The organism is Sphingobium nicotianae (assembly GCF_018603885.1).
Taxonomy (GTDB): Bacteria; Pseudomonadota; Alphaproteobacteria; order Sphingomonadales; family Sphingomonadaceae; genus Sphingobium; species Sphingobium nicotianae.
Genome location: NZ_JAHGAW010000001.1, coordinates 29,208 through 55,666, shown reverse-complemented (window position 1 = coordinate 55,666; position 26,459 = coordinate 29,208). Strand labels below are relative to the sequence as shown.

Annotated in this window: 32 protein-coding genes, 1 tRNA gene and 1 pseudogene; 24 read left to right on the top strand and 10 right to left on the bottom strand. The window is 64.9% G+C overall.

Features of this window, described 5'->3' with window-relative positions; genetic code table 11:
* Positions 1-44: 44 nt before the first annotated feature.
* Positions 45-1,763, bottom strand: coding sequence for a fatty acyl-AMP ligase (locus tag KK488_RS00275; protein WP_214621144.1), 1,719 nt, complete (start codon positions 1,761-1,763; stop codon positions 45-47).
* Between the two features lie 156 nt (positions 1,764-1,919).
* Here KK488_RS00275 and KK488_RS00270 point away from each other — a divergent pair, with 156 nt between their 5' ends.
* From KK488_RS00270 to KK488_RS00255, 4 genes and pseudogenes are all read left to right on the top strand, one after another.
* Entirely contained in the window at positions 1,920-2,477 is a 558-nt protein-coding gene (locus KK488_RS00270) for a regulatory protein RecX (RefSeq protein WP_214621143.1), read from the top strand.
* On the top strand, positions 2,477-3,028 hold the full coding sequence (locus KK488_RS00265) for a DUF192 domain-containing protein (RefSeq protein ID WP_214621142.1): 552 nt from the start codon (positions 2,477-2,479) through the stop codon (positions 3,026-3,028). Before KK488_RS00270 ends, KK488_RS00265 begins: the two co-directional genes overlap by 1 nt.
* 61 nt (positions 3,029-3,089) lie before the next feature.
* Positions 3,090-3,485 carry an NADH:ubiquinone oxidoreductase subunit NDUFA12 gene (locus KK488_RS00260; RefSeq protein WP_214621141.1) on the top strand — a complete coding sequence of 132 codons (396 nt, stop codon included), beginning with the start codon at positions 3,090-3,092 and terminating at the stop codon, positions 3,483-3,485.
* Between the two features lie 173 nt (positions 3,486-3,658).
* Positions 3,659-3,895 (top strand): annotated as a pseudogene (locus KK488_RS00255) (DUF2155 domain-containing protein); the annotation flags it as partial.
* A 35-nt stretch (positions 3,896-3,930) separates the two neighbouring features.
* Here the strand turns inward: KK488_RS00255 and aat are convergent.
* Positions 3,931-4,677 (bottom strand): leucyl/phenylalanyl-tRNA--protein transferase, encoded by a 747-nt coding sequence (gene aat / locus KK488_RS00250; protein ID WP_214621140.1) that lies wholly within the window; start codon positions 4,675-4,677, stop codon positions 3,931-3,933.
* An 88-nt stretch (positions 4,678-4,765) separates the two neighbouring features.
* On the opposite strand from aat, the gene KK488_RS00245 reads away from it, so the two are divergent.
* From KK488_RS00245 to nusG, 4 genes are all read left to right on the top strand, one after another.
* Entirely contained in the window at positions 4,766-5,443 is a 678-nt protein-coding gene (locus KK488_RS00245; protein ID WP_214621139.1) for an alpha/beta fold hydrolase, read from the top strand.
* Between the two features lie 74 nt (positions 5,444-5,517).
* Positions 5,518-5,593 (top strand) — tRNA-Trp (locus KK488_RS00240).
* A gap of 137 nt (positions 5,594-5,730) precedes the next feature.
* Positions 5,731-5,940, top strand: coding sequence for a preprotein translocase subunit SecE (gene secE, locus KK488_RS21545; RefSeq protein ID WP_214621138.1), 210 nt, complete (start codon positions 5,731-5,733; stop codon positions 5,938-5,940).
* A 22-nt stretch (positions 5,941-5,962) separates the two neighbouring features.
* The gene (gene nusG, locus KK488_RS00230) at positions 5,963-6,499 is read left to right on the top strand and encodes a transcription termination/antitermination protein NusG (RefSeq protein WP_214621137.1); all 537 of its coding nucleotides are present in this window, start codon (positions 5,963-5,965) and stop codon (positions 6,497-6,499) included.
* A 731-nt stretch (positions 6,500-7,230) separates the two neighbouring features.
* On the opposite strand, the gene KK488_RS00225 is transcribed toward nusG, so the two are convergent.
* Positions 7,231-7,500, bottom strand: coding sequence for a hypothetical protein (locus KK488_RS00225; RefSeq protein WP_214621136.1), 270 nt, complete (start codon positions 7,498-7,500; stop codon positions 7,231-7,233).
* 162 nt (positions 7,501-7,662) lie between these two features.
* Between KK488_RS00225 and KK488_RS21640 the strand changes: the two genes are divergently transcribed.
* From KK488_RS21640 to KK488_RS00210, 3 genes are all read left to right on the top strand, one after another.
* A complete protein-coding gene (locus KK488_RS21640; RefSeq protein WP_214621135.1) occupies positions 7,663-8,268 on the top strand; it encodes an alpha/beta fold hydrolase in 606 nt (201 codons plus the stop codon).
* A 420-nt stretch (positions 8,269-8,688) separates the two neighbouring features.
* Positions 8,689-10,821 (top strand): PQQ-dependent dehydrogenase, methanol/ethanol family, encoded by a 2,133-nt coding sequence (locus KK488_RS00215; protein ID WP_214621134.1) that lies wholly within the window; start codon positions 8,689-8,691, stop codon positions 10,819-10,821.
* Between the two features lie 262 nt (positions 10,822-11,083).
* Positions 11,084-11,626 (top strand): hypothetical protein, encoded by a 543-nt coding sequence (locus tag KK488_RS00210; protein WP_214621133.1) that lies wholly within the window; start codon positions 11,084-11,086, stop codon positions 11,624-11,626.
* A 117-nt stretch (positions 11,627-11,743) separates the two neighbouring features.
* On the opposite strand, the gene KK488_RS00205 is transcribed toward KK488_RS00210, so the two are convergent.
* Positions 11,744-12,358: a hypothetical protein gene (locus KK488_RS00205; RefSeq protein ID WP_214621132.1), complete on the bottom strand. Its 615-nt coding sequence runs from the start codon at positions 12,356-12,358 to the stop codon at positions 11,744-11,746.
* A 147-nt stretch (positions 12,359-12,505) separates the two neighbouring features.
* Here KK488_RS00205 and KK488_RS00200 point away from each other — a divergent pair, with 147 nt between their 5' ends.
* Positions 12,506-13,876: an MFS transporter gene (locus KK488_RS00200; RefSeq protein WP_214621131.1), complete on the top strand. Its 1,371-nt coding sequence runs from the start codon at positions 12,506-12,508 to the stop codon at positions 13,874-13,876.
* Between the two features lie 27 nt (positions 13,877-13,903).
* Here the strand turns inward: KK488_RS00200 and KK488_RS00195 are convergent, their stop codons facing one another.
* Positions 13,904-14,578 (bottom strand): spermine/spermidine synthase domain-containing protein, encoded by a 675-nt coding sequence (locus KK488_RS00195; protein WP_214621130.1) that lies wholly within the window; start codon positions 14,576-14,578, stop codon positions 13,904-13,906.
* A 49-nt stretch (positions 14,579-14,627) separates the two neighbouring features.
* Here KK488_RS00195 and KK488_RS00190 point away from each other — a divergent pair, with 49 nt between their 5' ends.
* The 3 genes from KK488_RS00190 (at position 14,628) to KK488_RS00180 (ending at position 16,367) form a co-directional block, all read left to right on the top strand.
* Positions 14,628-15,074: a hypothetical protein gene (locus KK488_RS00190; RefSeq protein WP_214621129.1), complete on the top strand. Its 447-nt coding sequence runs from the start codon at positions 14,628-14,630 to the stop codon at positions 15,072-15,074.
* 82 nt (positions 15,075-15,156) lie between these two features.
* Positions 15,157-15,855 carry an HPP family protein gene (locus tag KK488_RS00185; protein WP_214621128.1) on the top strand — a complete coding sequence of 233 codons (699 nt, stop codon included), beginning with the start codon at positions 15,157-15,159 and terminating at the stop codon, positions 15,853-15,855.
* Positions 15,856-15,881: 26 nt separating this feature from the next.
* On the top strand, positions 15,882-16,367 hold the full coding sequence (locus KK488_RS00180) for a RidA family protein (RefSeq protein WP_214621127.1): 486 nt from the start codon (positions 15,882-15,884) through the stop codon (positions 16,365-16,367).
* Positions 16,368-16,476: 109 nt separating this feature from the next.
* On the opposite strand, the gene KK488_RS00175 is transcribed toward KK488_RS00180, so the two are convergent.
* From KK488_RS00175 to KK488_RS00165, 3 genes are read right to left on the bottom strand one after another with little or no spacing between them, the layout of a single operon-like run.
* The gene (locus tag KK488_RS00175; RefSeq protein ID WP_214621126.1) at positions 16,477-17,157 is read right to left on the bottom strand and encodes a GNAT family N-acetyltransferase; all 681 of its coding nucleotides are present in this window, start codon (positions 17,155-17,157) and stop codon (positions 16,477-16,479) included.
* The gene (locus tag KK488_RS00170; protein ID WP_214621125.1) at positions 17,154-17,672 is read right to left on the bottom strand and encodes a MarR family winged helix-turn-helix transcriptional regulator; all 519 of its coding nucleotides are present in this window, start codon (positions 17,670-17,672) and stop codon (positions 17,154-17,156) included. Before KK488_RS00170 ends, KK488_RS00175 begins: the two co-directional genes overlap by 4 nt.
* 50 nt (positions 17,673-17,722) lie before the next feature.
* Positions 17,723-17,926, bottom strand: a complete 204-nt coding sequence (locus KK488_RS00165; RefSeq protein ID WP_214621124.1) for a hypothetical protein — start codon at positions 17,924-17,926, stop codon at positions 17,723-17,725.
* Between the two features lie 195 nt (positions 17,927-18,121).
* Between KK488_RS00165 and rplK the strand changes: the two genes are divergently transcribed.
* The 4 genes from rplK (at position 18,122) to KK488_RS00145 (ending at position 21,087) form a co-directional block, all read left to right on the top strand.
* The gene (rplK, locus tag KK488_RS00160; RefSeq protein ID WP_214621123.1) at positions 18,122-18,553 is read left to right on the top strand and encodes a 50S ribosomal protein L11; all 432 of its coding nucleotides are present in this window, start codon (positions 18,122-18,124) and stop codon (positions 18,551-18,553) included.
* A gap of 3 nt (positions 18,554-18,556) precedes the next feature.
* Positions 18,557-19,255 carry a 50S ribosomal protein L1 gene (gene rplA / locus KK488_RS00155; protein ID WP_214621122.1) on the top strand — a complete coding sequence of 233 codons (699 nt, stop codon included), beginning with the start codon at positions 18,557-18,559 and terminating at the stop codon, positions 19,253-19,255.
* A 210-nt stretch (positions 19,256-19,465) separates the two neighbouring features.
* Positions 19,466-20,470 (top strand): hypothetical protein, encoded by a 1,005-nt coding sequence (locus tag KK488_RS00150; protein ID WP_214621121.1) that lies wholly within the window; start codon positions 19,466-19,468, stop codon positions 20,468-20,470.
* An 86-nt stretch (positions 20,471-20,556) separates the two neighbouring features.
* Positions 20,557-21,087, top strand: a complete 531-nt coding sequence (locus KK488_RS00145; RefSeq protein WP_214621120.1) for a retropepsin-like aspartic protease family protein — start codon at positions 20,557-20,559, stop codon at positions 21,085-21,087.
* 28 nt (positions 21,088-21,115) lie between these two features.
* Here KK488_RS00145 and KK488_RS00140 read toward each other — a convergent pair whose 3' ends face one another.
* On the bottom strand, positions 21,116-21,727 hold the full coding sequence (locus KK488_RS00140) for a PEPxxWA-CTERM sorting domain-containing protein (protein ID WP_250889950.1): 612 nt from the start codon (positions 21,725-21,727) through the stop codon (positions 21,116-21,118).
* Between the two features lie 524 nt (positions 21,728-22,251).
* On the opposite strand from KK488_RS00140, the gene rplJ reads away from it, so the two are divergent.
* Positions 22,252-22,767 carry a 50S ribosomal protein L10 gene (rplJ, locus tag KK488_RS00135; RefSeq protein WP_214621119.1) on the top strand — a complete coding sequence of 172 codons (516 nt, stop codon included), beginning with the start codon at positions 22,252-22,254 and terminating at the stop codon, positions 22,765-22,767.
* Positions 22,768-22,839: 72 nt separating this feature from the next.
* Positions 22,840-23,214: a 50S ribosomal protein L7/L12 gene (rplL, locus tag KK488_RS00130; RefSeq protein ID WP_214621118.1), complete on the top strand. Its 375-nt coding sequence runs from the start codon at positions 22,840-22,842 to the stop codon at positions 23,212-23,214.
* 150 nt (positions 23,215-23,364) lie between these two features.
* Here rplL and KK488_RS00125 read toward each other — a convergent pair whose 3' ends face one another.
* Positions 23,365-23,820, bottom strand: a complete 456-nt coding sequence (locus KK488_RS00125) for a hypothetical protein (RefSeq protein WP_214621117.1) — start codon at positions 23,818-23,820, stop codon at positions 23,365-23,367.
* 578 nt (positions 23,821-24,398) lie between these two features.
* Here KK488_RS00125 and KK488_RS00120 point away from each other — a divergent pair.
* From KK488_RS00120 to KK488_RS00110, 3 genes are all read left to right on the top strand, one after another.
* Positions 24,399-24,956: an adenine phosphoribosyltransferase gene (locus tag KK488_RS00120; RefSeq protein WP_214621116.1), complete on the top strand. Its 558-nt coding sequence runs from the start codon at positions 24,399-24,401 to the stop codon at positions 24,954-24,956.
* Positions 24,953-25,627, top strand: coding sequence for a 5'-methylthioadenosine/S-adenosylhomocysteine nucleosidase family protein (locus KK488_RS00115; protein ID WP_214621115.1), 675 nt, complete (start codon positions 24,953-24,955; stop codon positions 25,625-25,627). The genes KK488_RS00120 and KK488_RS00115 overlap by 4 nt, the downstream gene beginning before the upstream one ends.
* A 119-nt stretch (positions 25,628-25,746) precedes the next feature.
* Entirely contained in the window at positions 25,747-26,298 is a 552-nt protein-coding gene (locus KK488_RS00110; protein WP_214621114.1) for a superoxide dismutase family protein, read from the top strand.
* The last annotated feature ends 161 nt before the right edge of the window (positions 26,299-26,459 follow it).

Here is a 26,459-nt window from a genome sequence, read left to right as displayed (position 1 = left end):
GTTATCAAGCCGTAAGCAGCCGGGAAACTGCCTGCGAATCCGCGCTAAGCGGCGATATCATAAGGAACAATTTCGCCCTCGAGATAGAGCTTGCGCGCTTTCGAGCGGCTGAGCTTGCCCGAGCTCGTCCGCGGCAGCGAGCGCGGCGGCACCAGCTCGACGACGCAGTTCATTCCGGTGATCGAACGGACGCGCTCGCGGATGTCGTCCCGCAGCTTGGCGCGCTCCTGATTGTCCGACACGCGGCAATGGACCAGCACGGCCGGCGCTTCCTCGCCACCAGACGTGGTGATCGAGAAGGCCGCGATGTCACCCTGCTTGAAGCCGGGCAGCTGCTCGACGGCCCATTCGATATCCTGCGGCCAGTGATTCTTGCCGTTGATGATGATCATGTCCTTGGCGCGGCCGACAATGTAGAGATAGCCATCCGAGAGATAGCCCATGTCGCCCGTGTCGAGCCAACCGTCGACCATGCAGGCGTCGGTCGCTTCCTGATCACGGAAATAGCCGACCATGAGGCTGCTGCCGGTCGTCCAGACCTTGCCAATCGTGCGGTCCGGCACCAGTCCTCCGAAATCGTCGCGAATCTCGACGGTCATGCCCAGCACGGGCTTGCCGCAATTGACGATCGCGCGGAACCGCTGCGGACGGTCGCGCGGCGCGGCACCACCCGATAGCTCGGTCTCTTCGACCAGCTCGACGACGATCCCCTCGCCCGGCGGCATGATGGTGACCGCCAGGGTCGTCTCCGCGAGGCCATAGCTCGGCAGGAAGGCCTTGGGGCTGAAGCCGGCTTCCGCGAACGCGTCGACGAACTGCTGCATGACATCGGGACGGATCATGTCCGCGCCGTTGCCGGCGATCCGCCAGCGCGAGAGATCGAACCGCTCGGACGCGCGGGTCTGGCTGGACATGCGGCGCGCGCAGATGTCGTAACCGAAGGTCGGCGAATAGCTGATCGCGGTGCCATCATGGCGCGAGATCATGTCGAGCCATGCAAGCGGACGCCGGGCGAAATCCTCAGTCTTCAGATAATCAGTCGAGACCTGATTGGCGACGGGCGACAGGAAGCAGCCGACCAGTCCCATGTCGTGATACCAGGGCAGCCAGCTGATGCAGCGATCGCCGTCGACCACCTCCATGCCATGGCTATGAGCCGTGAGATTGGCGAGCAGCGCCTTGTGCGTCACTGCCACGCCGTGCGGGAAGCGCGTCGAGCCGCTCGAATATTGCAGGTAGCAAATGTCGTCGGTGCTCGCCTGCGGCAGGGCGCAGCGCGCAGCCGGCGTCGCCAGGAAATCCTCGAAGCTGAGCGGCGCGACATTCTGGCGGCGCGCGGCCTCGCTGGCCATTTCGCTCAGTTCCGCCGGGAAGAGCAGCATCGAGGGATCGCAGCTCGACAGCTGGACGACGAGCTGGTCGATATAGCTTTCCTTGCCGCCGAAGCTGGTCGGCAGCGGCAGCGGCACCGGCCAGGCACCGGCATAGACAATCCCGAAGAAGGTCTGCGCGAACTCGGCGCCGGTCTCGGCGACGAGCGCGATGCGATCCTGAGGCTTGACGCCGCGCGCGATCAGGCGCTGCGCGCAGGCGATGGCGTCGCTGCGCATCTCGCTGAACGGATAAGGCCGCGCCAGATTTCCGCGCGCGTCATGAAAGTTGAACCCCCGCACACCCCGGGCCGCATAATCAAGCGCCTCTCCGAGTGTTCCAAAATCTGCAAAACGTCGCGCAAGCCGATCGTCCGTCGGTGTTTGCTGCATCGAATGACCCTTCTTATTGTCCGCCTTGTCCGTTTGAAACGCCAAAGTCTGCGGTTGGTTCGGCGTGCATTTGCGCTGATCTCGCCGAAGTCTCATCCGCGCCGAGCCCGGCCTTTTCTTGCGCCAGCCCGGCAGCGTCCCTTAAAGACAGACACTATGGCACAAAAATGGCGCACCCGTTCCCCAAGGGAAAAACCGGCTCCGCGCCCGCTCGACGCTGAAGCGCTGGAAGCGCTCGCGCTGCACTATGTCGGCAGATTTGCCACGAGCCGCGCCAAGCTCGTCGCCTATCTGGGCCGCAAGGTGCGCGAACGCGGATGGACGGGCGATGAACCGGCGTCGGTCGAGATGATCGCCGAGCGGTTGGTGTCGCTGCGGTATGTCGACGACGAGGCCTATGCGACGATGAAATCCGGCGCGATGCAGCGGCGCGGCCTTGGCGGCCGCCGCATCGCGGAGGCCCTGCGGCAGGACGGGATCGCGCAGCATCTCTCGGCGCAGGCATCGCCCAGCGCCGCCGAGCGCTGGGAGGCCGCGCATCGCCTCGCCCGGCGCAAGCGCATCGGCCCTTTCGCGACCGAGAGGCCCGACCGGGCGCTGCGCGAAAAGCATCTCGCCGCCTTCATCCGCGCGGGGCATGATCTTGACCTGGCGCGCGCCTGGGTCGATGCCGCGCCGGGCGAGCTTCCACCCGAACCCGATCGCGAGGACTGATGCCCCTGCCATTGCCCCGTCGAGCGCTTGCCCTTGGCCTGCTTCTGTCGGTCGCCGCCTGCCGGGGCGGCGCGCCGGGTGACGGGAAGGCCCAGGCGGACCAGCCGCGCAAGGGCGAGATCGCGCTGCAGATCACCAATGGCGCGGGCGAGAAGCGCGCCTTCATCGTCGAGCTCGCCGTCACCGAGCCGGAGCAGGAGCGCGGCCTGATGGAGCGCAGGTCGCTCGCCGACAATCGCGGCATGCTCTTCCCCTTCGCTTTTCCGGCGACGGCGAACTTCTGGATGAAGAACACACCCCTGCCGCTCGACCTGCTGTTCATCCGGCCGGACGGGACGATCGCCGCGATCCTGCCCGGCATGCCCAACGACCTGCACCCGCTGACTGCGGGTGAGCCGGTGTCCGCCGTCCTTGAAATTCGCCAGGGCCGCGCGCAGGCGCTCGGCATCGGCCCGGGCGACCGCGTTCAGTGGGGCGATTGCGCCAATGGCGCGGCGTCGCCGGCGGGCGTCTGGGAAGCCGATCGTTTCTGCCCGGCGCCGTCGCGATGAGGCGGCGGATGCCATTTCGGCGGTTGCCAATGGCCGGTCAGAGCGGCTAAGCGCAGGGCCCATGGGCATCGTCAAAAACATCTTCACCTGGTGGGAAGGCTCGACCTTCGGCACATGGCTCAACACCACGCGCCACGGCACCAAGGTGGGCGAGGATCATCAGGGCAATGTCTATTATGAGGGCGGCACCGACCCCAACGGGTTGACGCGCCGCTTCGTCATCTACAGGGGCGCCAATGATGCGAGCCGCGTGCCGGCCGAATGGCATGGCTGGCTGCATCACACGATCGACGGTCCGCCCGAGAGCCATTTGCCGCCGCCGCGCATATGGGAAGCGGATTACACGCCCAATCAGACCGGCACACCCAACGCCTATCGCCCCTCCGGCGCCATCGAGGCCGGCGGCAAGCGCCAGATGGCGACCGGCGACTATGAAGCCTGGACGCCCGACGCGTGAGCCTCACGCGGTCCGCCGCGCCGGGCCGGTGGTTGATCCCGCTCGGTCTCACGGCCTTGCTTGCCGCCTGTAGCGGTCGGCCCGAAGGTGCGCAGAATGCGGGCAATACCGCCGAAGAGCGCACACAGGACCAGAAACCGGTGCAGGTGAATGTTGGCTTGCCGGGCACGCCGATGGCGCAACGCGTGGCGCAGATCGGCCTGCTGAACAAACGCAACGGCATCACCCGAACGCTGACGCTGAAGCCCGGCGAGGCGCTGCGCGTCGGCAATGCGATCGTGCGGCTGCGGGCCTGCGAGACCACGGCACCTTGGGAGCTGGACCGCGAGACGGGCGCCTTCGTGCAGCTCGACGTCCAGGAGACCCGCGACAACAAGTGGCACCGCATCTTCTCGGGCTGGCTCTTCAAGGAGCGCCCGGACCGCAATGTCGTCAGCCATCCGATCTATGATGTGTGGGTGACGAGTTGCGCGATGAGCTGGCCGGAGACCGGTCCCGAGACGGTGCGCGTCGAGGACAAGGCCGGGGACAGGGGCAGCCGCAAGGCCGGATCGGCGTCCAACGAATCGAGCGCGGAGAACTCACCCGAGAGCGCCTCGCCCGCGCCATCCGCCAGCGCCTCGCCCAGCAGCGAGGAATAGGTCTCCGCGCTGACCTCGATCGCGCCCAGCGAGGCGAGATGCGAGGTCATGAACTGGCAATCCAGCAAGGTGTAGCCGCCGACGATGAGCCGCGCGACGAGCCAGGTCATCGCAACCTTGGAGGCGTCCGTCTCGCGGCTGAACATGCTCTCGCCGAAGAAGGCGCCGCCGAGCGCCAGGCCGTAGAGACCGCCGACCAGGCGCCGCTCCGCGCCCTTGCCCAGCCAGACCTCGACGCTGTGCGCCAGCTTGCGCTGGTGGAGACGGATGAACGCCTCCTCGATGTCGTGATTGATCCAGGTCGTCGGCCGGTCCTGCGCGCTCTCTGCGCAAAGCGCGATGACCTGCGCGAAGGCGGTGTCGGCGGTGACCTCGAATCGGTCCGAGCGGACGGTCTTGCGCAGCGATTTCGAGAGGTGAAAGCCGTCGAGCGGCAGGATGGCGCGGCGCTCGGGTTCGACCCAGAAGACCGAGCCGGCCTTGCGGTCGTCCGCCATGGGGAACAGCCCGACGGCATAGGCGCGCAGCAGGATCGGCAGGTCGATGGCCATCGCCGGCAGGATAGCAGAGCGGCAGGCGCTTGTTCCAGAGGAACGATGGCTCTAGCGCCGGAAATGAGAGATTTGGGAGGAGAGAGACATGGCGACGTTCGTTCTGGTGCATGGCGCCTGGGGTGGCAGCTGGGGCTACGGGCCGCTGGCGCGGGAGCTGCGCGCGGCGGGGCATGAGGTGCATGTCCCCTCGCTCACGGGCCTGGGCGAGCGCGCCCACCTCGCCCATGGCGGCATCACGCTCAGCGACCATGTCGCGGACGTCACCGGCCTGATCGACTGTGAGGGGCTCGACGACATCATCCTCGTCGGCCACAGCTATGGCGGGATGGTGATCACCGGCGTCTCGGCATTGCGCGGCAGCCGCATCCGCAGCCTCGTCTATCTCGATGCCTTCCTGCCGCAGGACGGGCAGGCGCTCTGGGACATCGTCGATGACCGCACGCGGGCCATGTACATCGAGAATCAGCGCGCGACGCCGGGCCTGATCGAGCCGATCTTCCCGATCCCGCCGGGCCGCGCCGGGCGCGTGTCGGGCCATCCGCTCCTCACCCTGCTGGAACCGGTCAAGCTCGGCGGCGAGGAAAGCGCGATCGGGCGGCACGTCTATGTCTATGCCAGCGCCAGCCCGGTCGGCTCGTTCGCCCAGTTCCGCGAGCGCTGCGCCGCCGACCCGGCCTGGACCGTCCACGACCTCGCCACCGGCCATATGGTCTTCGACGACGACCTCGCCGGCACGACCAGGATCCTGCTCGCGGAAGCATGAGCCACGCAGAAAGACCCAAGCTCATGCTTGCGCCCTCCCCCGCCCCGCGTTAAGGGCAGCGCCTTCGCCGGCACAGGGGTGTAGCTCAGCTGGTAGAGCGTCGGTCTCCAAAACCGAATGTCGTAGGTTCGAATCCTATCGCCCCTGCCAACACTTGCCGACGGGTGCGACTGCGCCTAGATGCAGGGCCGGTGACGAAACCAAGCGGCGGACTGGCCGGGGGAATGCTCCGGGTGCGGTCCGCTTTCTTGTGTTTCCGAGACATTGATTTTGAAAGAGCAAGCAGCGTGGCGAGAACGTCCCCCACTGAATTCTTCCGGCAAGTCAGGGTCGAGATGGGCAAGATCGTCTGGCCCACCTCGCGCGAGACGATGATGACGACGCTGATGGTCGTGCTCCTGACGGGCACGCTCGGCATCTTCTTCTTCGGCATCGACACCTTCTTCGGCTGGGTCGTGAAGATGCTGCTGGGCCTGGCCACCGGCGGCCAGGGCTGACGAAACCAAGGAACAAGACACAATGGCGCGCTGGTACATCATCCACGCTTATTCGGGCTTCGAGAACAAGGTCCGCGATTCCATCATGGTCGAGGCCGAGCGCATGGGCCTCGCCCAGCTGATCGAGCAGGTCGAGGTGCCGACCGAGACCGTGACCGAAGTGAAGCGCGGCAAGAAGGTGCAGGTCGAGCGCAAGAACATGCCGGGCTACGTGCTCGCCAAGCTCAGCATGAACGACGACATCTATCACCTCATCAAGAACACGCCGAAGGTGACGGGCTTTCTCGGATCGATGGGCAAGCCCCAGCCGATCAGCGAGAGCGAGGCGCAGCGCTTCTTCTCCTCGCGCGAGGAAGCCGCCGCCCAGCCGCGCCACAAGGTCAGCGTGGATTACGAGATCGGCGACAGCGTCAAGGTGATGAGCGGGCCGTTCGCCAGCTTCATCGGCACCGTGGAAGAGCTGGACTTCGAGAAGAGCCGCGTGAAGGTCTCGGTCTCGATCTTCGGCCGCGCGACCCCGGTCGAGCTCGATTTCGAGGAAGTCGAGCTCTCCAAGTAATTGGAATAGCAAAGTTTCGAAGGCCGCCGATCGCAGGATCGGCGGCCTTTTTCGTGCGCGAAACATCGCGAACATCGCACGTATCGCGGATGTGATTTCGCAAAAGTCGCGCGCAGGACGAAAGGGCCGGCGTGCGAGGTGCGGACGGTTGGATAGACGCGGTCAAAGAGCGGAAACGCTGAGCCTGCCATGGGCGGCGCCCTGTAGGACAGCGGTTTCTATGCGCCGCAGCGCGCGCATGGATAAAGGGGGTCGGATCCCACAGGTGGACTGAAGGATAGCGGCAATCGTCAACTTTTGAAGTAAAGCCGGCTGACCGGACCCGACGCCATTGCGGACGCTTCTTCGTTTGCTATTTTTAGAGCCAGTGGAGGATAGCTGTGGGCTTTTACAGGGCATTTTGCCGATGGCCGGACGGGATGCAGGCCGGAGGACTGGCCGAAAGTAAGCTGCTGTACACATTGGGACTTTCCCGATGTTTGGGGCTGCATACCTGGGAAATTGGTGGTTGATACCTTCCGGTTTCTTCGCGGTGCTTTGGCTGGTTTTTCACTTGTGGCGCTTCTGGGTCATGGCAAAAACGGGATACGTCGGATACGTCCCTGATGAGGAAAAGCCTCATCCAATCATCGACGGTATAAGTCCCGCCCTGAAAGACCAATCTCCGCCGAGCGGTAGCTAACCACAACTTTTCAGCCGAACCGGCCATTTCGGACACGATCCATTGTGGGCTACCACTGATCCTGAAGCCCAAGTCTTTTCCGCACCCACAGCCTGAAAAACACGAACAGGATCACCGTGAGCGGGATGGTTCCGAATATGACTACGAGACTAAACAACTGCTCCCATGCGGAAGGAGGTGGGCATCCGCCCGGCTCCAACGCACACTCAGGTTCAACAGGGAAGGGGAAAGCACCGAGCACCAGCATGTAGAACAGCGACCAGAAGATGAACGCCCCCACGGCAAACGCCAAATAAGCGAGATAGCGAAGGCCTTTCATTGGGAGTGATTTTCCACACCGCTGTCTAACGGTCAATGTGTTCTCACCGCCCAATCCCGCCGGTTCGTTTGCGGACGTCTGCGCCCGCAAGCGGCCATATCAATCAGGGTTCACCGTCGAAGATTTTGTTGCGGCCCAAGTGCCAGCGCATAGTCTCGGTCCGTGACCAAGACGCTATTCCTCCCGGGCGCGACTGCCGATGCATCCTATTGGCGCCCTGTCGCCGATCTGCTCGACGTCGAAGCGATGCATTTTTCGTGGCCGGGTCTGGGCAACGAACCTGGCGCGGAAGGTGTCGAAAGCATCCACGATCTCGTTGGCCTGGTTCTCGCAACCATGGATCAGCCGGTGGACATCGTTGCGCAATCGCTCGGCGGGCTCATTGCGATCATGGCTGTCCTCCAAAAACCTGAATATGTTCGCCGTCTGGTGTTGGCCGTGACCTCCGCTGGCGTGCCGGTCGGCGATCTTGGTGGAACGGATTGGCGTTCGAACCACATACGCCGATTTCCTGATGCGCCGATCCCTCGGTCGCCGACCTGGCTGAGGGACACATCGATCGACCTATCGGAGCAGATCGCTAGCATCCAGGTTCCCACGCTCCTGCTGTGGGGAGATGAAGACCCGATCAGCCCCGTCGCTGTCGGAGAGCGATTGCGCTCACTCATGCCTCAATCAGCGTTGCAGATCATTCCCGGAGGCCACCACGATCTCGCGCAGACACATGCGAGCCTGGTAGCCGGCTTTATCAGGAAGCATCTGATCTGACCGTCTCTTGCTCCGTCACCGAACAATCGGGTGACGTTTAGAAGCGGACGACTGTTCGCCACCGCATTCCAGCCGTCCTCTAGCCTCCATTGGCCTCGGCAACGAAGGAGAGATGCATTCTCTTCCGCCCGTTCGCCCTGGCCTGTCGAAGGGCCGTCCTTCTTAGCAGTGCAGAGAAGAAAGGAGAGCCCTTCGACAGCTCAGGGCGAACGGATTGGGGTGGTCTGCACTCCGTTTGAATTCTGTCCTCCCAGCCTGATACCCCCCACACCTCGTCCCCGCAGGAGACACGGCGCTCGATCGATCCCCCCTTCCAGTTCATCCAACCGGTCGAACGCCAAGAACGATTGCTTTCCCGCGCCATTCCCGCACTATCGCGCCGGCAAGCGGCCGCAGCGTCGCGCAGGGGATGGAGGGGATATGCGGGCGAAACGTCTCGGGCTGGCGGCGGTGCTGGCCTTCGTCATGGCGCCGATCACGGCGGCGAGCCAGAGCGGGCCGGACGCGGCGCAGGTGACGAGCCAGCGCATGGCCGCGCCGGACGCGGCCGCCAATCAGGCGAACTGGATGTCCTACGGGCGCAGCTATGACGAGCAGCGCTTCTCGCCCCTTGCCCAGATCAACGACAGGACGGTCTCGCGGCTCGGCCTCGCCTGGTATGCCGATCTCGACACCTATCACGGCATCGAATCGACGCCGCTGGTGGTCGACGGCGTGCTCTACAACGTCTCGGCCTTCAACATCGTCACCGCCTATGACGGGAGGACGGGCAAGCCGCTGTGGACCTATGATCCCAAGGTCGACCGGCAATGGTCGCGCCTCGCCTGCTGCGGCGCGGGGACGCGGGGCATCGCGGCGTGGGATGGCAAGATCTACATCGCGACGCTCGACGGGCGGCTGATCGCGGTCGATGCGCGGACGGGCCAGCCGGTCTGGAGCGTCAAGACGTTCGAGAACGACCATGCCTATTCGATCACAGGCGCACCGCGCGTGTTCGACGGCAAGGTGGTGATCGGCAACAGCGGCGCCGACTATGGCGTGCGCGGCTTCGTCGCGGCGTGGGACGCGCAAACCGGCAAGAAGCTCTGGAAATTCTACACCGTGCCCGGCAACCCCGCCAACGGACCGGACGGCGAGGCCTCCGACAGCGCGATGAAGATCGCGATGCCGAGCTGGCATGGCGAGTGGTGGAAATATGGCGGCGGCGGCACGGCGTGGGACAGCCTCGTCTATGATCCCAAGCTCAACCTCGTCTATATCGGCACCGGCAACGGCTCGCCGCTCAGCTGGCATTTCCGCAGCGCCGACAAGGGCGACAATCTGTTTCTCTGCTCGATCGTGGCGGTGAACGCGGACACCGGCAAATATGTCTGGCACTATCAGATGGTGCCGGAAGACGACTGGGACTTCACCTGCACCCAGCCGATGATGCTGGCCGACCTCAGGATCAAGGGCCAGACCCGGCAGGTGATCATGCAGGCGCCCAAGAACGGCTTCTTCTACGTGCTCGATCGCAAGACGGGGAAGCTGATTTCCGCCAGGAGCTATGTGCCGCAGATGTGGGCAAGCCATGTCGACATGAAGACCGGACGGCCGGTCTTCTATCCCGACGTGCATCTCACCACGAGCCCTAAGCGCATGACGCCGAGCCTGCTGGCGGCGCATAGCTGGACGCCGATGTCGTTCAACCCGAAGACCGGCCTCGTCTATTTCGCCGCGATGGAGCAGTCGATCATCTATGCGCGCCAGCGCGACGAGGACTTCAAGTTCGTGCCGTTCCGCATCAATGCGGGCTACGATTATGTCGGCGTGACCCCGGAATGGGCAGCGCAGCGCAAGAAATTGCAGGCCGAGGCCGACGCGATGGAGAAAGGCTATCTGCTCGCCTGGAACCCGGTGACGCAGAGCGAGGCGTGGCGCGTGCCCTATCCCACTCCAGGCTCGGGCGGGACGCTCGCGACGGCGGGCAACCTCGTCTTCCAGGGGACGATCGAGAAGACATTCGCCGCCTATGCCGCTGACACCGGCAAGAAGCTGTGGGCGATGCCGGTCGACAATGTCCCGGTGAGCGGCGCGGTCACCTACAGCATCGACGGTGAGCAATATGTCGCGGTGAATGCCGGCTGGACCGGATCGATCGTCGCGGCGCTGAACCGGATACCGGGCGGCTTCCGCGTCTCACCGGCACGGCTGCTCGTGTTCAAGCTGGATGCCAGGGGCGTCTCGCTGCCGCCGATGCCGCCGCCGACCGCCCTCGCCCGCCCGCCGATGCTGCGCGCCAGCGAGGATCAGGTGCGCGAGGGCGCGAAATATTTCAACGAGACCTGTTCGCGCTGCCATGGCGAGCAGGCGCATGGCGGGGTCAAGGATCTGCGCTGGATGACGCCGCAGACGCACGCGCAGTTCCTCGATATCGTGCTGGGCGGCGTGCGCGCGCAGCAGGGCATGGCGAGCTTCAAGGACCTGCTGACCAAGGAGCAGGCCGAGCGCATCCACGACTATCTCATCGCGCGGGCGAACGAGGACTGGGCGGAGGATGCGGTGAAGCGGTAGGCGACGGCGCGAAGACTCGCGTGTCCGCAGACCGATCCGAGGGAACGCCTGGACTTGGCGGAAGAACATCGCTCCCATCGGGCATCGAACCTTGGCGCAGATCAAGACTGGATTGGCGGGTGGTGGACCTCGGCCGGGTATCGCGGGTATGAGATTCGCCTGATCGCTCAACATGTTGGAGTTAGCCGATGCTGAACCCCTACGAGGCTCTCGCGAGGTTTTCGAGGCCGCTATGAAGATTGCAGCGCCGCCTGCGGCCATCATGGCGGCTCTGGCCGCCTCTGCTCAGGCTGCCCCCGGATATGCCCAGGCGGGGGCGCCAGCCGTCGCGCAACTGCGCGAGGGAAGCCATGATTTCGACTGGGAAACCGGAAGCTGGACGACGCAACTGCGCTATCTTCCTGAGCCGCTGACCGGGTCCAGCCGCTGGGTCGAATATCGCGGCACCAGCGAGGTGCGCACGCTCCTGGGCGGACGGGCCAATCTTGTCGAGCTTTCGGTCGAAGGGGTTTCGGGGCGGATCGAGGGCGTGTCCCTCCGGCTCTACAATCCCCTGTCGCGCCAATGGACGCTCAACTTCGCGAATGTCCGCAATGGCCTCCTCACCTCTCCGGTAACGGGCGCGTTCGACGACAAGGGCCGCGGAACCTTCTACGGGATGGACAGCGTCAATGGCCGCAGCGTCTTCGTCCGCTTCGTGATCTCCGACGTCACGCCAAATTCCGCGCGGTTCGAACAGGCCTTTTCGGCCGATGGCGGAACGACGTGGGAGACGAACTGGATTGCGACCGACACCAGGCGATGAGCCACGGGCGACCTGCCGCGCTGCCCCCTTTTCCGCACACCGTCCGAGGAACCAGCCCGGGCTGCTCCGGTCACGCGCAGAAGCGCGAAGGGATGATCGCGCACGCCGGGGTGGGTCTTATCGGGAACAGAGCTCCACGCGGAAGCCGAGGACGACGACGGGCGGATCGTCCTCCCAGCGCTCGCCCGGCATGGCGTGACGGACGTTCCAGTAATGCGCGAAGGCCCGGCTCGCGGTGAGATATCGGCCGGGCATCGGCGGCGGCCAGCGCCACAGCAGGCCGCCGAGCAGCGGGACCGCGCCTTCGGCGCGCACGTCGCGACGGCTGATCCGCTGCAACCGTTCGGTGCGGACCCGCTCGATAATCAGGGTCGCGCGCCCGGCCCAGTCGGGCATCTGGATCGCAGGGATCCAGAGATGATCCGGATCCGTAGGCCGGCGGCCCCGCTTGACGCTGCCGTCGGAATGTTGGCGCCACCCGTCAGGGAAGATCACGAATGTCGCGTTGGCGGGCGAGGTCGAATAGACTTGTCCCGCGACATAGCGGCCGGGGATGCAGGCCTCTCGCACGGCGATGCGCTCGCCCGGCGCGACCTGTGCGAGCGGGCTGTGGACGAGCACGCGCATCTGCGTCTTGCGGCCGGCAAGCAGCGCCGCCGCCATGCCGGGATCGGCAATGGCGAAGGGCCGGTTCGCGCTGCGGGCGCCATGGTTCGGGATCGGGTCGTCCATTCCGGTTCCTCCTAGGAAGCCGACCGGACTTGTTCAACGCGTGCGCTCATGCAAACCGCTCGCTTCTCCCTTGCCCACAATCGCGCGCTGCCCCAAAGTCGGGTCATTGCCTTTCGAATGAATCGGGCACCGGAGAGAGAATCACCCATGGCCAGCGCGCCCAGAACCATCGACATTGCGGGATTGATCAACGGGCGAAAGCTCGGCCCGTTCAACTACAAGCTCATCATCCTCTCCTGGTTCATCACCGTGTTCGACGGCTTCGACATGCAGATGATCAGCTTCACCGCGCCCTATATGCGCGACGAGCTGCACCTGGACAAAGCCATGCTCGGCAATGTCTTCTCGGTCGCTCTGGTCGGCGCGATGATCGGCGGGTTCGTGCTTTCCTACATCGGCGACCGCATCGGGCGACGGGCTACGATCGTCTGCTCCGCCTTCGCCTTCGCCCTCCTGACCGCCGCGACGGCGTTGGCGCAGAGCTATGAGGCGTTGCTGGTGCTGCGCTTCCTCGACGGTCTGGCGATCGGCGGCATGCTGCCGCTCGCCTGGGCGCTGAACATCGAATATGTGCCCGCCCGAATGCGCGCCAGCATCGTGACCGTGATCATGATGGGCTACAGCCTGGGCGCGGCGATCGCCGCGCCGATCACCATCTGGCTCGCCCCGGCTCATGGCTGGGAAGGCGTGTTCGTGTTCGGCGGCGGCTGCACTTTGCTCTGCGCGATCGGGCTGGCGCTCTGGCTGCCGGAGTCGGTGCGCTTCCTCGCCAGCAAGCAGCGCGATCCCGAAACGATCGCGAAGATCCTCAACAAGGTCGACCCCGGCCTGGCCGCGACGCCGCTGGACCGCTTCACGCTGGGCGACGAGCGCGTCGACAAGGAGAATTTCACGCTCGGCAAACTGTTCGAGGGCGATCTCAAATGGCTGACGCCTTTACTGTGGCTGGCCTATATCGCCAGCTCGCTCGCGGTCTATTTCAAGGCGATGTGGGGTCCGCTCGTCTATGAATATCTGGATTTCGCGCGCGACACCGCCGCCTGGGTCTCGTCGCTCTCCGGGCTGCTGGGCGCCGCGCTCGGCCTGCTCCTGATGCGCTTCACCGACCGGTTCGGCCCCTATGCGGTCGCGGTCTATCCGGCGATCGGCTTTCCCATCCTGCTGTGCATCGGCTTCGTGCCGATGTCGAACAACAGCTTCCTGATCCTGTCGATCATCTCGACCAGCTTCGTGGGCGGCGCGCATTTCGGCATCCACTCCATCGCCGGTCTCTTCTACGGCAGCGCGATCCGCGCGAACGGCGCGGGCTGGGCAACATCCATCGCCAAGATCGGCGCGATCCTGGGGCCGGTGGTTGGCGCCATGGTGCTGAGCAGCGGCATGCCGATCGTGCGCAGCTTCGCCATCCTGGCGCTGTGCCCGGCGGTGTTCACGCTGTGCGTGGTCGGCGTCGGGATGATCGTGGGACGGCGCAAGCCGGCTGTGGTCCCGACGGTGGATCCGCTGCCGGCGGAGTGAGGCAGCGCGTTTCAGAACCCGTTCGGATCAAGCTCGTCTCTGCGCGAACCAGATGACGTGGCGCGGCCCCTTGCCGTTGTCTCGCGCCTTCACCGCCACTTCGTCGACCGCGAAGCCGGCGCTGCGCAGGCGACGGGCGAAGGCCTCGTCCGGCGCGGCGGACCAGACGGCGAGGATGCCGCCGGGCTTGAGCGCCTTCATCGCCGCCGAGAGACCCTTCGCGGAATAGAGCCGGTCGTTGCGCGGCGTGATGAGGCCATCGGGGCCGTTGTCGACATCGAGCAGAATCGCATCATAGCTCCCCTGCCCGTCTTCGATCAGCTCGGCAACGTCGCACTCGACCAGCGCCAGGCGCGGATCATCAAGGCAGCCGTCGGTCAGCTCCACCATCGGGCCCCGCGCCCACTCGATGATCTCCGGCAGCAATTCGGCCAGCGTGACGCGCCCACCCGCATCGAGCAGGCCGAGCGCGGCACGCAGGGTGAAGCCCATGCCATAACCGCCGATCAGCAAATGCAGGCGCTTGCGGCCGGCCAGCCGGGCGATCGTCATTGTCGCCAGCGCCTTTTCCGATCCGCTCATCCGGCTGTTCATCAGCTCGTTGCGGTCGAGCACGATCATGAAATCCGCGCCGCGCCGGTAGAGACGCAGCTCCTCGCCGCCGGGCACTTGCGCCGTGCCGATCAATTCGCGGGCTATCATGCTCTTCTCCTGTCGCGCTTGGGCAAGAAGCGCTGTATGCGCCCAGCCGATGCGATACTATCTCGATACGGAATATAATGGCTTTGGCGGCGCTCTCATCAGCATCGCCCTCGTTCCCGAATATGGCGATCAGGAATTTTATACCTCGCTGCCGCTGCCCGACCAGATCGTGCCGTGGGTCGAGCGGCATGTGATCCCGTTTCTGCGACATGTGCCGCCGGGCGTGGATCACGAGCTCGACCGGGTGCAGACCTCCCATCATCTCGCCGCCTATCTGGCCGGCGACAATGAGCCGACGATCCTCGCCGACTGGCCGGAGGACATTGCGCATTTCTGCATGCTGCTGCTGACCGGACCCGGTGACATGGTGACGACGCGCGGCCTGCGATTCGAGCTGGTCGATGCCGCCGGATTCAGCTCCGCCGCCAACAGCCGGGTGCCGCACAATGCGCTGCACGACGCGCGCGCGCTGCGCGACTTCTGCATGGCGGACTGAACGCGTTGAAAGCCAGACTATGCGTGGCATGTGAAAAGCTGACTGGCCTTTCATCCCATCCTGCGGGCATCGCGGCGGCTCAATGAAACAAGCTTCGCTTTTTCGGCCGATCCTGGCCGGCGCCGAACTGCTGCCGCGACTGCTCGCCATCGTCGGCGCAGCCATCGGGATCGCGCTCACTATTGTCGTTTGCGCCCAATTTCCGCTCGCCCATGCCGATGTGCCGATGATCGTCGCGCCGGTCGGCGCATCAGCCGTGCTCGCCTTCGCCGTGCCGAGCAGCCCGCTCGCCCAGCCCTGGTCGGTGGTGGGCGGCAATGTCCTCTCGACGATCGCGGGCGTCACCGCCGCCTGGCTGATCCCCGACCCGACCATGGCCGCCGGGGCGGCCGTAGGCGGCGCCATCCTGATGATGACGCTCGGCCGCTGCCTGCATCCGCCGGGCGGCGCGGCAGCGCTGACCGCCGTCATCGGCAGCCACGGCATCCACGAGATGGGCTATCTCTTCGCCTTCGCGCCGGTGGGGCTGAACAGCATCGCCTTGGTCTCGCTCGCCATGTTCTTCCACCGGATCACGGGCCACAGCTATCCACACCAACCCGTCGCGCCGCCCAAACAGGTCGACGAGGTGCGCGAGGCGGCCGGCTTCCATCTCGAGGATATCGACAAGGCACTGGCCGACATGCACGAAAGCTTCGACATTGCCCGCGAGGATCTTGACCTGCTGCTCTCGCAGGCGGAGCTTCACGCGATGAAGCGGCGGGCGTCCGGCGTGGGCTGACGAAGCGGACAAAGAGGGAGAACATCATGCCGGGCATCGAGCAGAGACTGATCGACCTCGGCATCGTCCTGCCCCAGCCGCTCAGGCTTCCGGACGGCATGCGCCTGCCCTTCCCCTGGGTGAACGTGCGCGGCGACCGGGCCTATCTCTCCGGCCATGGCCCGCAGGAGGCCGACGGATCAGCGGCAGGTCCGCACGGGCCGGTCGGCGGCACGGTGACGATCGAGCAGGCGCAGCTCTCCGCCCGCAAGGTCGCGCTCTCGATGCTGGGTAACCTCCAGCGCGAACTGGGCAGTCTCGACCGGGTGACGGGCTGGTGCCGCGTGCACGGCATGATCAATTGCGTCCCCGGCTTCACCCAGACGCCAGCGGTGATGAACGGCTTCACCGATCTGATTATCGACGTGTTCGGTGCGGAGATCGGGCGGCATGCGCGGACCGCAGTCGGCGTGTGCGGGCTGCCGATGGATTTTCCGGTGGAGATCGAGGCGGAGGTGATGATCGCACTTTGATAGCGTTGGGCCGCCGTTCAGCGAGTTCGTTAGATCGTCAACCCCGCGAACGCAGGAATGACGATAATGGGAGTTTGTGGTCGGGGTTTTACTGATCTGGTTTCCGCCCTCAATCTTCCTTCCGGACCATGGTGATCATCATCTCGCTGCGGAGGGTGAAGCCGCAGCGGCGATAGGTGGCGATGGCGGCTTCATTGTCGGCATAGGCGTGGAGGAAGGGTTGCAGGCCCTGCGCGGCGAGGTTCGACATCGCCTTGCGGACCATCAGCGTGCCGAGGCCCCTGCCCTGCGCATCCGGGTGCACGCAGACGGCGCTGACCTCGCCGTGGCCAGGGAAGCGCATGCGCTCGCCCGCCATGGCGATGAGGCGGCCGTCCTCGATGATGCCCCAGAATTGCCCCAACATGTGCGTGCGGCTGGTGAAGGGGCCGGGCCTGGTCAGCTCGGCGAGCGCGCGCATCTCCGGGCCGTGATGATCGCCGAGCGGGACGATATCCGGGTGATCGAAGGGCGCGGGCGCCTCCCATGCGGCCATCTGCACGGCAGGCGACTGGCGCTCCAACGTCATGTCCGGCGGCAGGGGAACGGCATCGCGCTCGATGAAGGCGAGGATCTCGCCGGGCAGCGCCAGCGCGGCCAGGGCGGCGAGACCCGCTTCGTCATGCGTCTCCGCCGCGGAAAGCGGGCCGATCTCGGGATCGAAACGGACGGCCGGGCCATGGCGGCGGGCATGATGCGCCTGCAGGCTGTTCAGCGCATTCCAGGCGGGACGATCGAGCGCGCTGGTCATGCGTCCGCCTTCGCTAGCTGAGCGGCAATGCGAGCTTCCAGCGGCGCGTCGGCCAGATCGTCCTCGATGCGATCGATCCGGGCGAGCAGGTCGGGCCCGGCGGCGAGGCAGAGCTGCTCGACGGCCCGCTGGACGGCGGGGAAGAAGCGCGCCGACAGGTCCGCCATCAGCGCCTCACCAGCAGGACTGATCGCGATCTGGCGCTGGCGGCGATCCTTGCCCGCGCGTGTCGGCCTCACCAGACCCTGCCCCTCCAGCGAGGCGATCGCGCGGCTAACGCCGGGCTGGCTGATGCCGAGCCGCTCGCCGAGCGCGCCGATGGTCATCGCCCCGCCATGCTCCTGCAAAGCCCAGAGCAGGGGGAGCTGGGCCGGCTGCACCTCATGGCCCCGCGCGCCAAGATGCTGCGCGACGCTGGTCTGCATGCGCTCGCCGAGCCGCTTGAGGCGGCTGCCGAGGCAGAGATAGCCAAGCGTGGCGATGAGGTCGCGGGGCGACTCGATGGATAGGTTCATATCGCGATATATATCGCGTTATACTATCGAGGCCCAACCATGTTTTGCCCTCAATAAGGGGAGAGCGCGTGAACAATCACGACGATCAGGGAAAAGCCCGCCGGGAGGAAAGCGCCTTCGCGCGCCATCGGCGAATAACCGGGCCGCAGGAGGAACCAAGCGAACAGGATCGGCAGGATATAGACGCCCACGATCAGCCACAGGGACAGCTTGCGGGGCTCGGCCGATGAATGGATGATTTCCCCTGATTGCATTCTGCCCAGTCTGCGCGCGGAAGGGCGTTTCGCACAAGCCCCTTCCCTTTTCGACGATCCACCGCTATAGGCGCGCGCTTCCCATGCCTTTCAGGCGGGGAGACTTGCGGGAGGAGCATCTTCGGACGCTCCGTCTGACCGCTAAACTTGAACCGGGCGGCGCGGCAACGTTCCGCTCTCTACAGAGTGAGACACATGGCAAAGAAGATTACGGGCTATATCAAGCTCCAGGTGGCCGCCGGCGCCGCCAATCCCTCGCCGCCGATCGGCCCTGCACTGGGTCAGCGCGGCGTGAACATCATGGAATTCTGCAAGGCGTTCAACGCGGCGACCGAGAAGGAGCAGAAGGGCACGCCCCTGCCGACCATCATCACCGTCTATGCCGACCGCAGCTTCTCCTTCATCACCAAGAAGCCGCCGGCAACCTTCCTGATCAAGCAGGCGATGAACCTCAAGTCGGGCTCCAAGGAGCCGGGCAAGGTCAGCGCCGGAACCATCAAGCGCTCGCAGCTCTCCGAGATTGCGCAGGCGAAGATGGCCGACCTCAATGCCAATGACATCGAGGCCGCGACCAAGATCATCGAAGGCAGCGCCCGCGCGATGGGCCTCACCGTGGTAGAGGGTTAAGACATGGCATTCCAGTCCAAGAAGGCCAAGGCACTGGCCAGCACGATCGACCGCGAGAAGCTGCACGGCGTCGATGAAGCCATCGCGCTCATCAAGAAGAACGCCACCGCCAAGTTCGACGAGACCGTCGAGGTCGCGATGAACCTGGGCGTCGATCCGCGTCACGCCGACCAGATGGTCCGCGGCGTCGTCACGCTCCCTGCCGGCACCGGCAAGGACGTCCGCGTCGCGGTGTTCGCGCGCGGCGACAAGGCGGAGCAGGCGACGGCGGCAGGCGCGGAGATCGTGGGCGCCGAGGATCTGCTCGAGAGCATCCAGGCCGGCAACTTCAACTTCGACCGCGTGATCGCCACGCCGGACATGATGGGCCTCGTCGGCCGTCTCGGCAAGGTGCTGGGCCCCAAGGGCATGATGCCGAACCCGAAGCTGGGCACCGTGACCCCGAACGTCGCCGAAGCGGTCAAGGCTGCCAAGGGCGGCCAGATCGAGTTCCGCGTCGAAAAGGCTGGCATCATCCACGCCGGCCTCGGCAAGGCGAGCTTCTCGGACGCCGACATTCGCAAGAATTTCGACGCGTTCGTCGATGCCATCGTCAAGGCAAAGCCCTCGGGCTCGAAGGGCAAATATGTGCGCAAGATCGCGCTCTCGTCCTCGATGGGCCCGGGCGTGAAGGTCGATGTGGCGGAAGTCGCCAGCATCTGATCCTTCGCATTATCAAGACAGGAAAATCCCCGTTGCGCGCAAGCGCGGCGGGGATTTTCGTTTGTGGTCCCGGCGTCACAAAGTTGTAAATAGTCCCTGGCGTTCAGCGACTTTCGATTGCCCGTCCCGATCTGGGGCATTAAAGCCGCTCAAAGGTTATTGGGACGCGGTGAAACGAAAATGGCTGTCGAGCGAGACGCCTATGAGCGAGTGTCCCGACAGCTGAATTTCGCGGTGCGCGTGCTGGGCTTCTGGGTTGCCGTTGTCAGCCTCTTCTTCCTGTTCCAGTCGGTGGAATATCGCGGCATCGTCGCGCAGCTGGCCGAATGGCAATATCTCGAGTTCAAGCGCTACTGGCCGGCTTTGACCTTCGTGGCGCTGACGACCTTGTTCTCGGCGCCGCTCATCATTGCCGTCTGGCTGCTGCGCGTGCGCCAGCGCCGCGACGAGGGGCTGGGGCCGGCGCGCGTCGACGATGGCCGGATCATCCGCAGCCGCCTCGGCCGGCTGCAGGGCTTCTTCATGGGCATGTGCGCTGGCAGCCTGCTGGCCGTCGTCATCATCCTCATCCTGCGCCTGCAATTGCCGAGCGACCAGGGCACACCGCGCAGCATCGTGCTGGGCTCGCCGGACGCGATCGCGCCGGTAGAGGGCCGCGCGGTGCTGACCGGCACGGTCGATCTGAGCGAAACGGCGCAATATAATGAAGATCTGTTTCTGGTGAAGCGCACCCTCTATTTCGCGCCGATCCGCGAGGCGACGCCCGGCCCCGACACTGCGAAGAACGAGCCACTGCGCTATTTCGTCGAAGTACGGCGGAATGATGTCAAAGGCTATGATGCCATCAAGTTCCCCGATCAGAAGAAGCTTGTACGCGTTTGGCGTTTCCGTGTGCCGGAAGGCGCGTTCACGCCTTATCTGCAAGGCGTTCTGCGGCGGCGGGCACTGCCGGGCGAGATGATGAGCCTCTATCGCTATGCGGGTTATGACGTGGACAGCGACACCTATGTGCTGTTCAGCTCGCCCGAAAAGCTGAGCTGGCATTATTATGTGCTGGCGGGGGAATTCGGTTTGTCAGCATTGATCTCGGGAATCGCGGCGATCATCTTCGGCCGGCGCAAGCGGGCGGTGACCAGGCGCCTGCAGGAGGAGGCTGGGTTCAACACCGGCGCCGCGCCTTCCCCGCGCAAATCGGTCGCATCGACATCGGCCTGAGTATTGCCGGGAATAGAATCTCGTTAATTTTCAGGTAACCGGATCACACAACCACATGTTGTGACGCGCCTGCGAAACCGCTTGTCATGTCCAGATTGCATCTCGAATTCGGCGGGCTGATGACGCTGACCGCGATCGTCGCGATCTCGTTCAGCCTGCCCGCTGCGGGCGATACGCCCGCCGGAGCGGCGCCAGCCGCGAATATCGCCATGACGCAACCGGTGGAAGCGGCGAGCCCGAGCGCGGGCCCCGCGACACGCATCATCCGGCGTCACAGCGACGGTCTCTTCTATGTGGAGGGAGAGGCGAACGGTCACTTGATCCGCTTCGTGGTGGACACCGGGGCAACCGTCGTCGTGCTCAACCGCGCCGATGCCGAGAAACTCGGCATTCCGTTCGAGAGCCTGGCATCCAAGGCGAGCATGCGGACGGTCGGCGGCAACAGCGATATGCGCTGGGCGAAGATCGACCGGCTCGACATGGCCGGCAAGCGGATCGAGAAGATCAACGCCGCCGTGGTGGATGGCGGCCTGCCAGTCTCGTTGATGGGGCAGAATGCGCTGGAACTGCTCGGCACGGTGACACTGCGCGGCGATACGATGACGATCCACGACTGAGCTTCGCGCCGACGTGGCGGCTAGGCTGTCAGGCCGGCGAGACCGAAGCAGCGCCACGCCGAGGACGCCGCAGGGATCCTCCCGCCAGCGCGAAACCCGCAATCATCATCGCCCAGCTCGCCGGTTCGGGGACGCCCGTCAGCAGCGCCGCCGGCGTCCCGCCAGCCGTGTGGATCGGGCCGGCATAGGGATTGCCGCCGACGATGGGGATGGTTTGAGGGTCGGGCGACAGCTCGGCGATCACCGGCAGCGGCGTGTCGGTCAGTACGACCGGCGTATCCGGCACAGCGAAGAAAGCGGAGGGCGGCGTGTCGGACCCGGCAGGTTCGGCCGCGCGCTTGCGATCCTTGCCGCAATCATGCTGATCAATCGCACGCGCGATGGACCCCGACGCAATATCCAGGTCCGGCTGGCAGCCATCGTCGAGATATCCCATGACTGGCGAGCGCAACGTGGTCGGCTCCGGCATCGCGATCGCGGTGAGCGCCTGCGGCGTCGCCGGCATCAGGAACATGCGGCGTTCATTGCTCGCCGCGGCCGCGACCCCCGCGCTCGTCAGGATGGCGAGCGCGATCAAGGCGTGATGCTGACGCTTCTCCCAATGGGTCCACGACGGTAATGATGGCGCTTCAACGTGCATGGGACACGCCTTACCGGAGCCGCCAGTAAAAATCTACAGGGTTAACATTAATTTACGTTTATAGTTATCGATCATCTTCTTGGAATCTCGTGATTAAACCCGATGGTTAACGAGATCTATTAACAAACGATAGCATTGATTCCGGTCAGTATTGAACATCCGGGTTCCGGAAAAACGAGAATTTACCGAGATCGGGATGGGCGGCGGGCTTGCAGTTCCCGCAAATTTCGCCTAGTGGCGCTGCGCTTGTCGGGATTCGTCCCGGCATACCGTCCGAGACAGCTGGTGATGGCATCTGGCCATCTTAATCTCCAGCCGAGACGGGGAAAAGTTCTAGCCGGATGATGGCCCGCGTGCGCGCAGGCCGATCCGGGTCTGCCCTCGCCCTCTGGCGCGTGGGTCCAGTCAACCCTTCCCCTCGGACTGCTCTTGCCGCGCGCGGCCCATGACGGGTCGCGCCTGGCGCATGTGTGAACGCGGCTGCGCGAGGGATTTTCCCGAGCAAGGCCGCTGAGGAGAATGGCATGGATCGCAATGAAAAGACCGAGGTCGTTTCGTCGCTTCACGCGTCTCTGAAGGAAATGGGCGTGGTCGTCGTGACCCGCAATCTGGGCATGAGCGTCGCTCAGTCCACCCAGCTCCGTCAGAAGATGCGCGAAGCCGGCGCGACCTACAAGGTGACGAAGAACCGGCTTGCCAAGATCGCCATCGTGGACACGGACTATGCGGGGCTCGATGAGCTGCTCATCGGCCCGGTCGGCCTGGCGACGTCTTCCGATCCGGTCGCGGCCGCGAAGGTCGTGGTCGATTTCGCCAAGACGAACGACAAGCTCGAGGTCGTCGGCGGCGCCATGGGTGTTCAGATCCTCGATGCCGAAGGCATCAAGGCGCTGGCCTCCCTGCCCTCGCTGGACGAACTGCGCGCGAAGCTCATCGGCCTCATCCAGGCCCCTGCGCAGAAGCTCGCTTCCGTCACCCAGGCACCGGCCGCGCAGCTCGCGCGCGTCTTCAATGCCTACGCCGAGAAGGATGCGGCCTGATCGTCAGGTCCGCCCGATTTGCAAACCGATGACTTGGGCCACAGACGCCCGCTAGAAAATGGAGTGAATATAATGGCTGATATCAACGCACTGGTCGACCAGCTGTCCGCCCTGACCGTCCTCGAGGCCGCCGAGCTCTCGAAGGCGCTCGAAGAGAAGTGGGGCGTTTCGGCTGCCGCTGCCGTTGCAGTTGCCGGTCCGGCTGCCGCCGCTCCCGCCGCGGCTGCTGAAGAGCAGACCGAGTTCGACGTGATCCTCACCGGCGACGGTGGCAAGAAGATCAACGTCATCAAGGAAGTCCGCGCCATCACCAACCTCGGCCTGACCGAAGCCAAGACCCTCGTGGAGTCGGCTCCGAAGGCTGTGAAGGAAGGCGTGTCCAAGGCCGAGGCCGAGGAAATCAAGAAGAAGCTCGAGGAAGCCGGCGCGACCGTCGAACTCAAGTAATCTTCAAGGCGGGCAACTTCGGTTGCCCTGCCCGAGATTTGGGCCCGAGATTTGGGGGTGTATCCGCGAGGATGCGCCCCCTTTTTCGTGGCAAGTCGGCGCGGCGAATCCGAGACCCGGATGCCGCAATCGTCCGGCTTGAGAAAAGTGTCAGGCGCTGATGGCGCTCTTGGCGTTGTCGGCGGCCGCCATGTCGGCCTTCATCGCCTCGATGGCTTCACGCAGCGAACCGAAATGGCGATGCGGCAACATGTCCTCGTCAAGCATGCCTTCAGCGACCAGGGGCGCTTCGTTGCGCGCCGCGACGGGCGTCGGCAAGGGCAGCCCTTCCGGCTCGATTTCGGCGTCGAGCCGGACCATCCGGTCGGCCAGGAGCGTCTCCGGCTCATGCATCGCATCCGCCCCCACCTGCTCGACCAGCGGCAATGCGTCGAAATCCAGCACAAGCTCCTGGTCGGCGTGGCGACTGCGCTCGCCCAACCGCCAGAACAAGAGGCCGGACAGGATGATCATCGCCGCAATCAGCCCCACCTCGCGCCAATAGGTCGCCAGATAGGTTTCGGCCAAACCGCGCCAGACGGCGGCTGTCGCGAGCGCGTCGCTCATGAAGCTCGGCCTCACCACCACTGGCCGGGCCGGTGGCTGGGTGAGCGGAACCGCCGACAGGGCCGCGATCCGATCATAAGGCGTGGCTTGGATGACCGGCGGCGCGGGCGTAACAGCGGCAGGAGCGCGACGGGCCGGGGCGACAACTGCGGTCGATCTGACGGCCCGTGGCGCATCGATCGTGCGGTTCTTGTTCCCGGCAGGGTGCACGGCAGCATCGACGGCGAATCGGGGCGCCCGAATCTCGGGCGGCGCGATGTCAGCGGAATCGGCAGGCGCAAGCGACCGCGACGCGCCGGGCGCATCGAGCGGAGCGGTTTGCACAGGCCTGCCATCCCTTGCATTTTCGACTTGTCCCAGCGCTGGAAACGTGGCGAGGATGCAAATAATCGGAACGAACCGCAAAGTATGAATCGGCGATCTCATTTTTTTAGCTGACCCATTTTGACACAGCGTTAGTCGGATGGCAGCGCCCATGTAAAGTTTTGTCACATATTCACCACTCGGCACATCCTACCTGCCGTTCGCTTCGCCCGATCCTGGCTCCCCATCCGCATGATCAAAGCAAGGAACCGATGATGACCGACGCCGATCTCACGGCTCGCAATGCCGACCTCAAGGCGCTGATCCGGACGATCCCCGACTACCCGATCCCCGGCATCCAGTTTCGCGACGTCTCGACCCTGCTGCTCGACGGCGCCGGCTTCCGTGCGACGATCGACCGGCTCGCCGCGATGATCGAGGCCGAAGAGGTCGATCTCATCGCCGGGATCGAGGCGCGCGGCTTCATCGTCGCGGCCGCCCTCTCCTATGCGCTCGGCAAGGGCAAGGTGATGCTGCGCAAGAAGAGCAAGCTGCCCGGCGCAACCGTCGGCATCGATTATGCGCTGGAATACGGGACCGACCGGATCGAGATGCATCTCGGCGCGGTGAAGGCCGGCCAGCGCGTGCTCCTGGTCGACGATCTGCTGGCAACGGGCGGCACGGCGCTGGCCGGCGCGGCGCTGCTGCGCGGACAGGGCGCGATTGTCGACAAGGCGATGTTCATCGTCGACCTGCCCGACCTGGGCGGTGCCCAGCGGCTGACGGAGGCGGGAATCGAGCCGATCACGCTGCTCGTCTTCGCCGGCCATTGAGCGAGCGCATGCGGATCATCCTGCTCGCCGCGCTCGACGAGGAAGCCGATGCCTTCATGCCGGGCAAGGGCAAGGCCCTGGATGACGCCTGGCCGAGAGTTCGCCGGATCAGAGCGCATGGCCACAGCATCTTGCTGGCGGCAACCGGTATCGGCAAGGTCAACATCGCGACGGCGGCGGCGCGGCTGCACAGCCTTCATGGCGCGGACCTGCTGATGACGGTCGGCACGGCGGGCAAGCTCAGCAGCATCGAAGGCGACTGCTTCTATCTCGCCCGCTCGGTCCAGCATGATTACGGCGCGCGCAAGGCGGAGAGCTTCGTCCATTATCCGCCCGGCGCCTGGCCGATGGGACCGGCCAATGTCGAGCCGTATGAGGCCATGGCCGATCCGGGGACCCGCTTGCCCCACGCCTGCATCACCAGCGGTGACGCCTTCATCGAGGATGCCGCCTATGCCGCGCATCTCGTGGCCGCGCTGGAGGCGGACGTGGTCGACATGGAGACGGCAGCAGTGGCGCAATATGCCACCAGCGTCGCGCTGCCCTGGGCCGGCATCAAGGCGACGACTGACGACGCCAATCATGAAAGCGCTGGCGATTTCCATGCCAATCTGCTGGCGGCCGCAAGCCGCGCCGCGCAGGCAATGGAACGGCTCATCGCCGCCTTGTAGGCGGGCAATGCGGCGGCGGCGTCATCCATCGGGAACAAGTCGCCCGCCGGACGGTTCAACTCACGAGATTTTCCGTGTACCCACAAATGAACAAAGCTGCCCAATATGATGAGGTGCCCATGGCTCGTTTCCGTTCCCCGCTCCATCTCGCTGCCATCCTGGTCCCCACTCTCGCCTTGCCCGCCTGCGCGGAAAAGGCGCCGCTCGGCGCAGTGCCGGCCCCGGTGCCCTATGCCGAGGCGATCCTCTACAACACCCAAGGCCAGCAAAGCGGCAAGGTCACGCTGACGCCCAACAACGGTATGCTCGACGGCAAGATCGTCGTCACGGGCGGGCTGACCCCGGGCGACCACGGAATGCATATCCACACCGTTGGCAAATGCACCCTGCCCGACTTCGCCTCAGCGGGCGGACATCTCAACCCGGATGGCAAACAGCACGGCACGCAGAACCCGATGGGACCGCATCAGGGCGATCTGCCCGAGCTGACGGCCTTCTCCAGCGGCGGAGCCGAGGCGACCTTCATGGTCCATTCGAGCTTCGACACGCTGTTCGACGCGGATGGATCCTCGTTCGTGGTACATGAGAAGGCGGACGACATGAAGACGGACCCCTCCGGCAACAGCGGCGGACGCATTCTCTGCGGCGTGTTCTACAAGAAGATGCCTTGATCTCTTCTCCCCTCCCTGCGGGCGGGAGGGGACGCGTCCCTCTTGCATTGATCCTATTTGGGACTATATCGCGTTCTCAACGGGATCATTCCGCTTGACGGAAGCGATCCACCTGCCCTCGCCCGGGCCAGCATGTCGAATTGCGCACGACACGCAACATA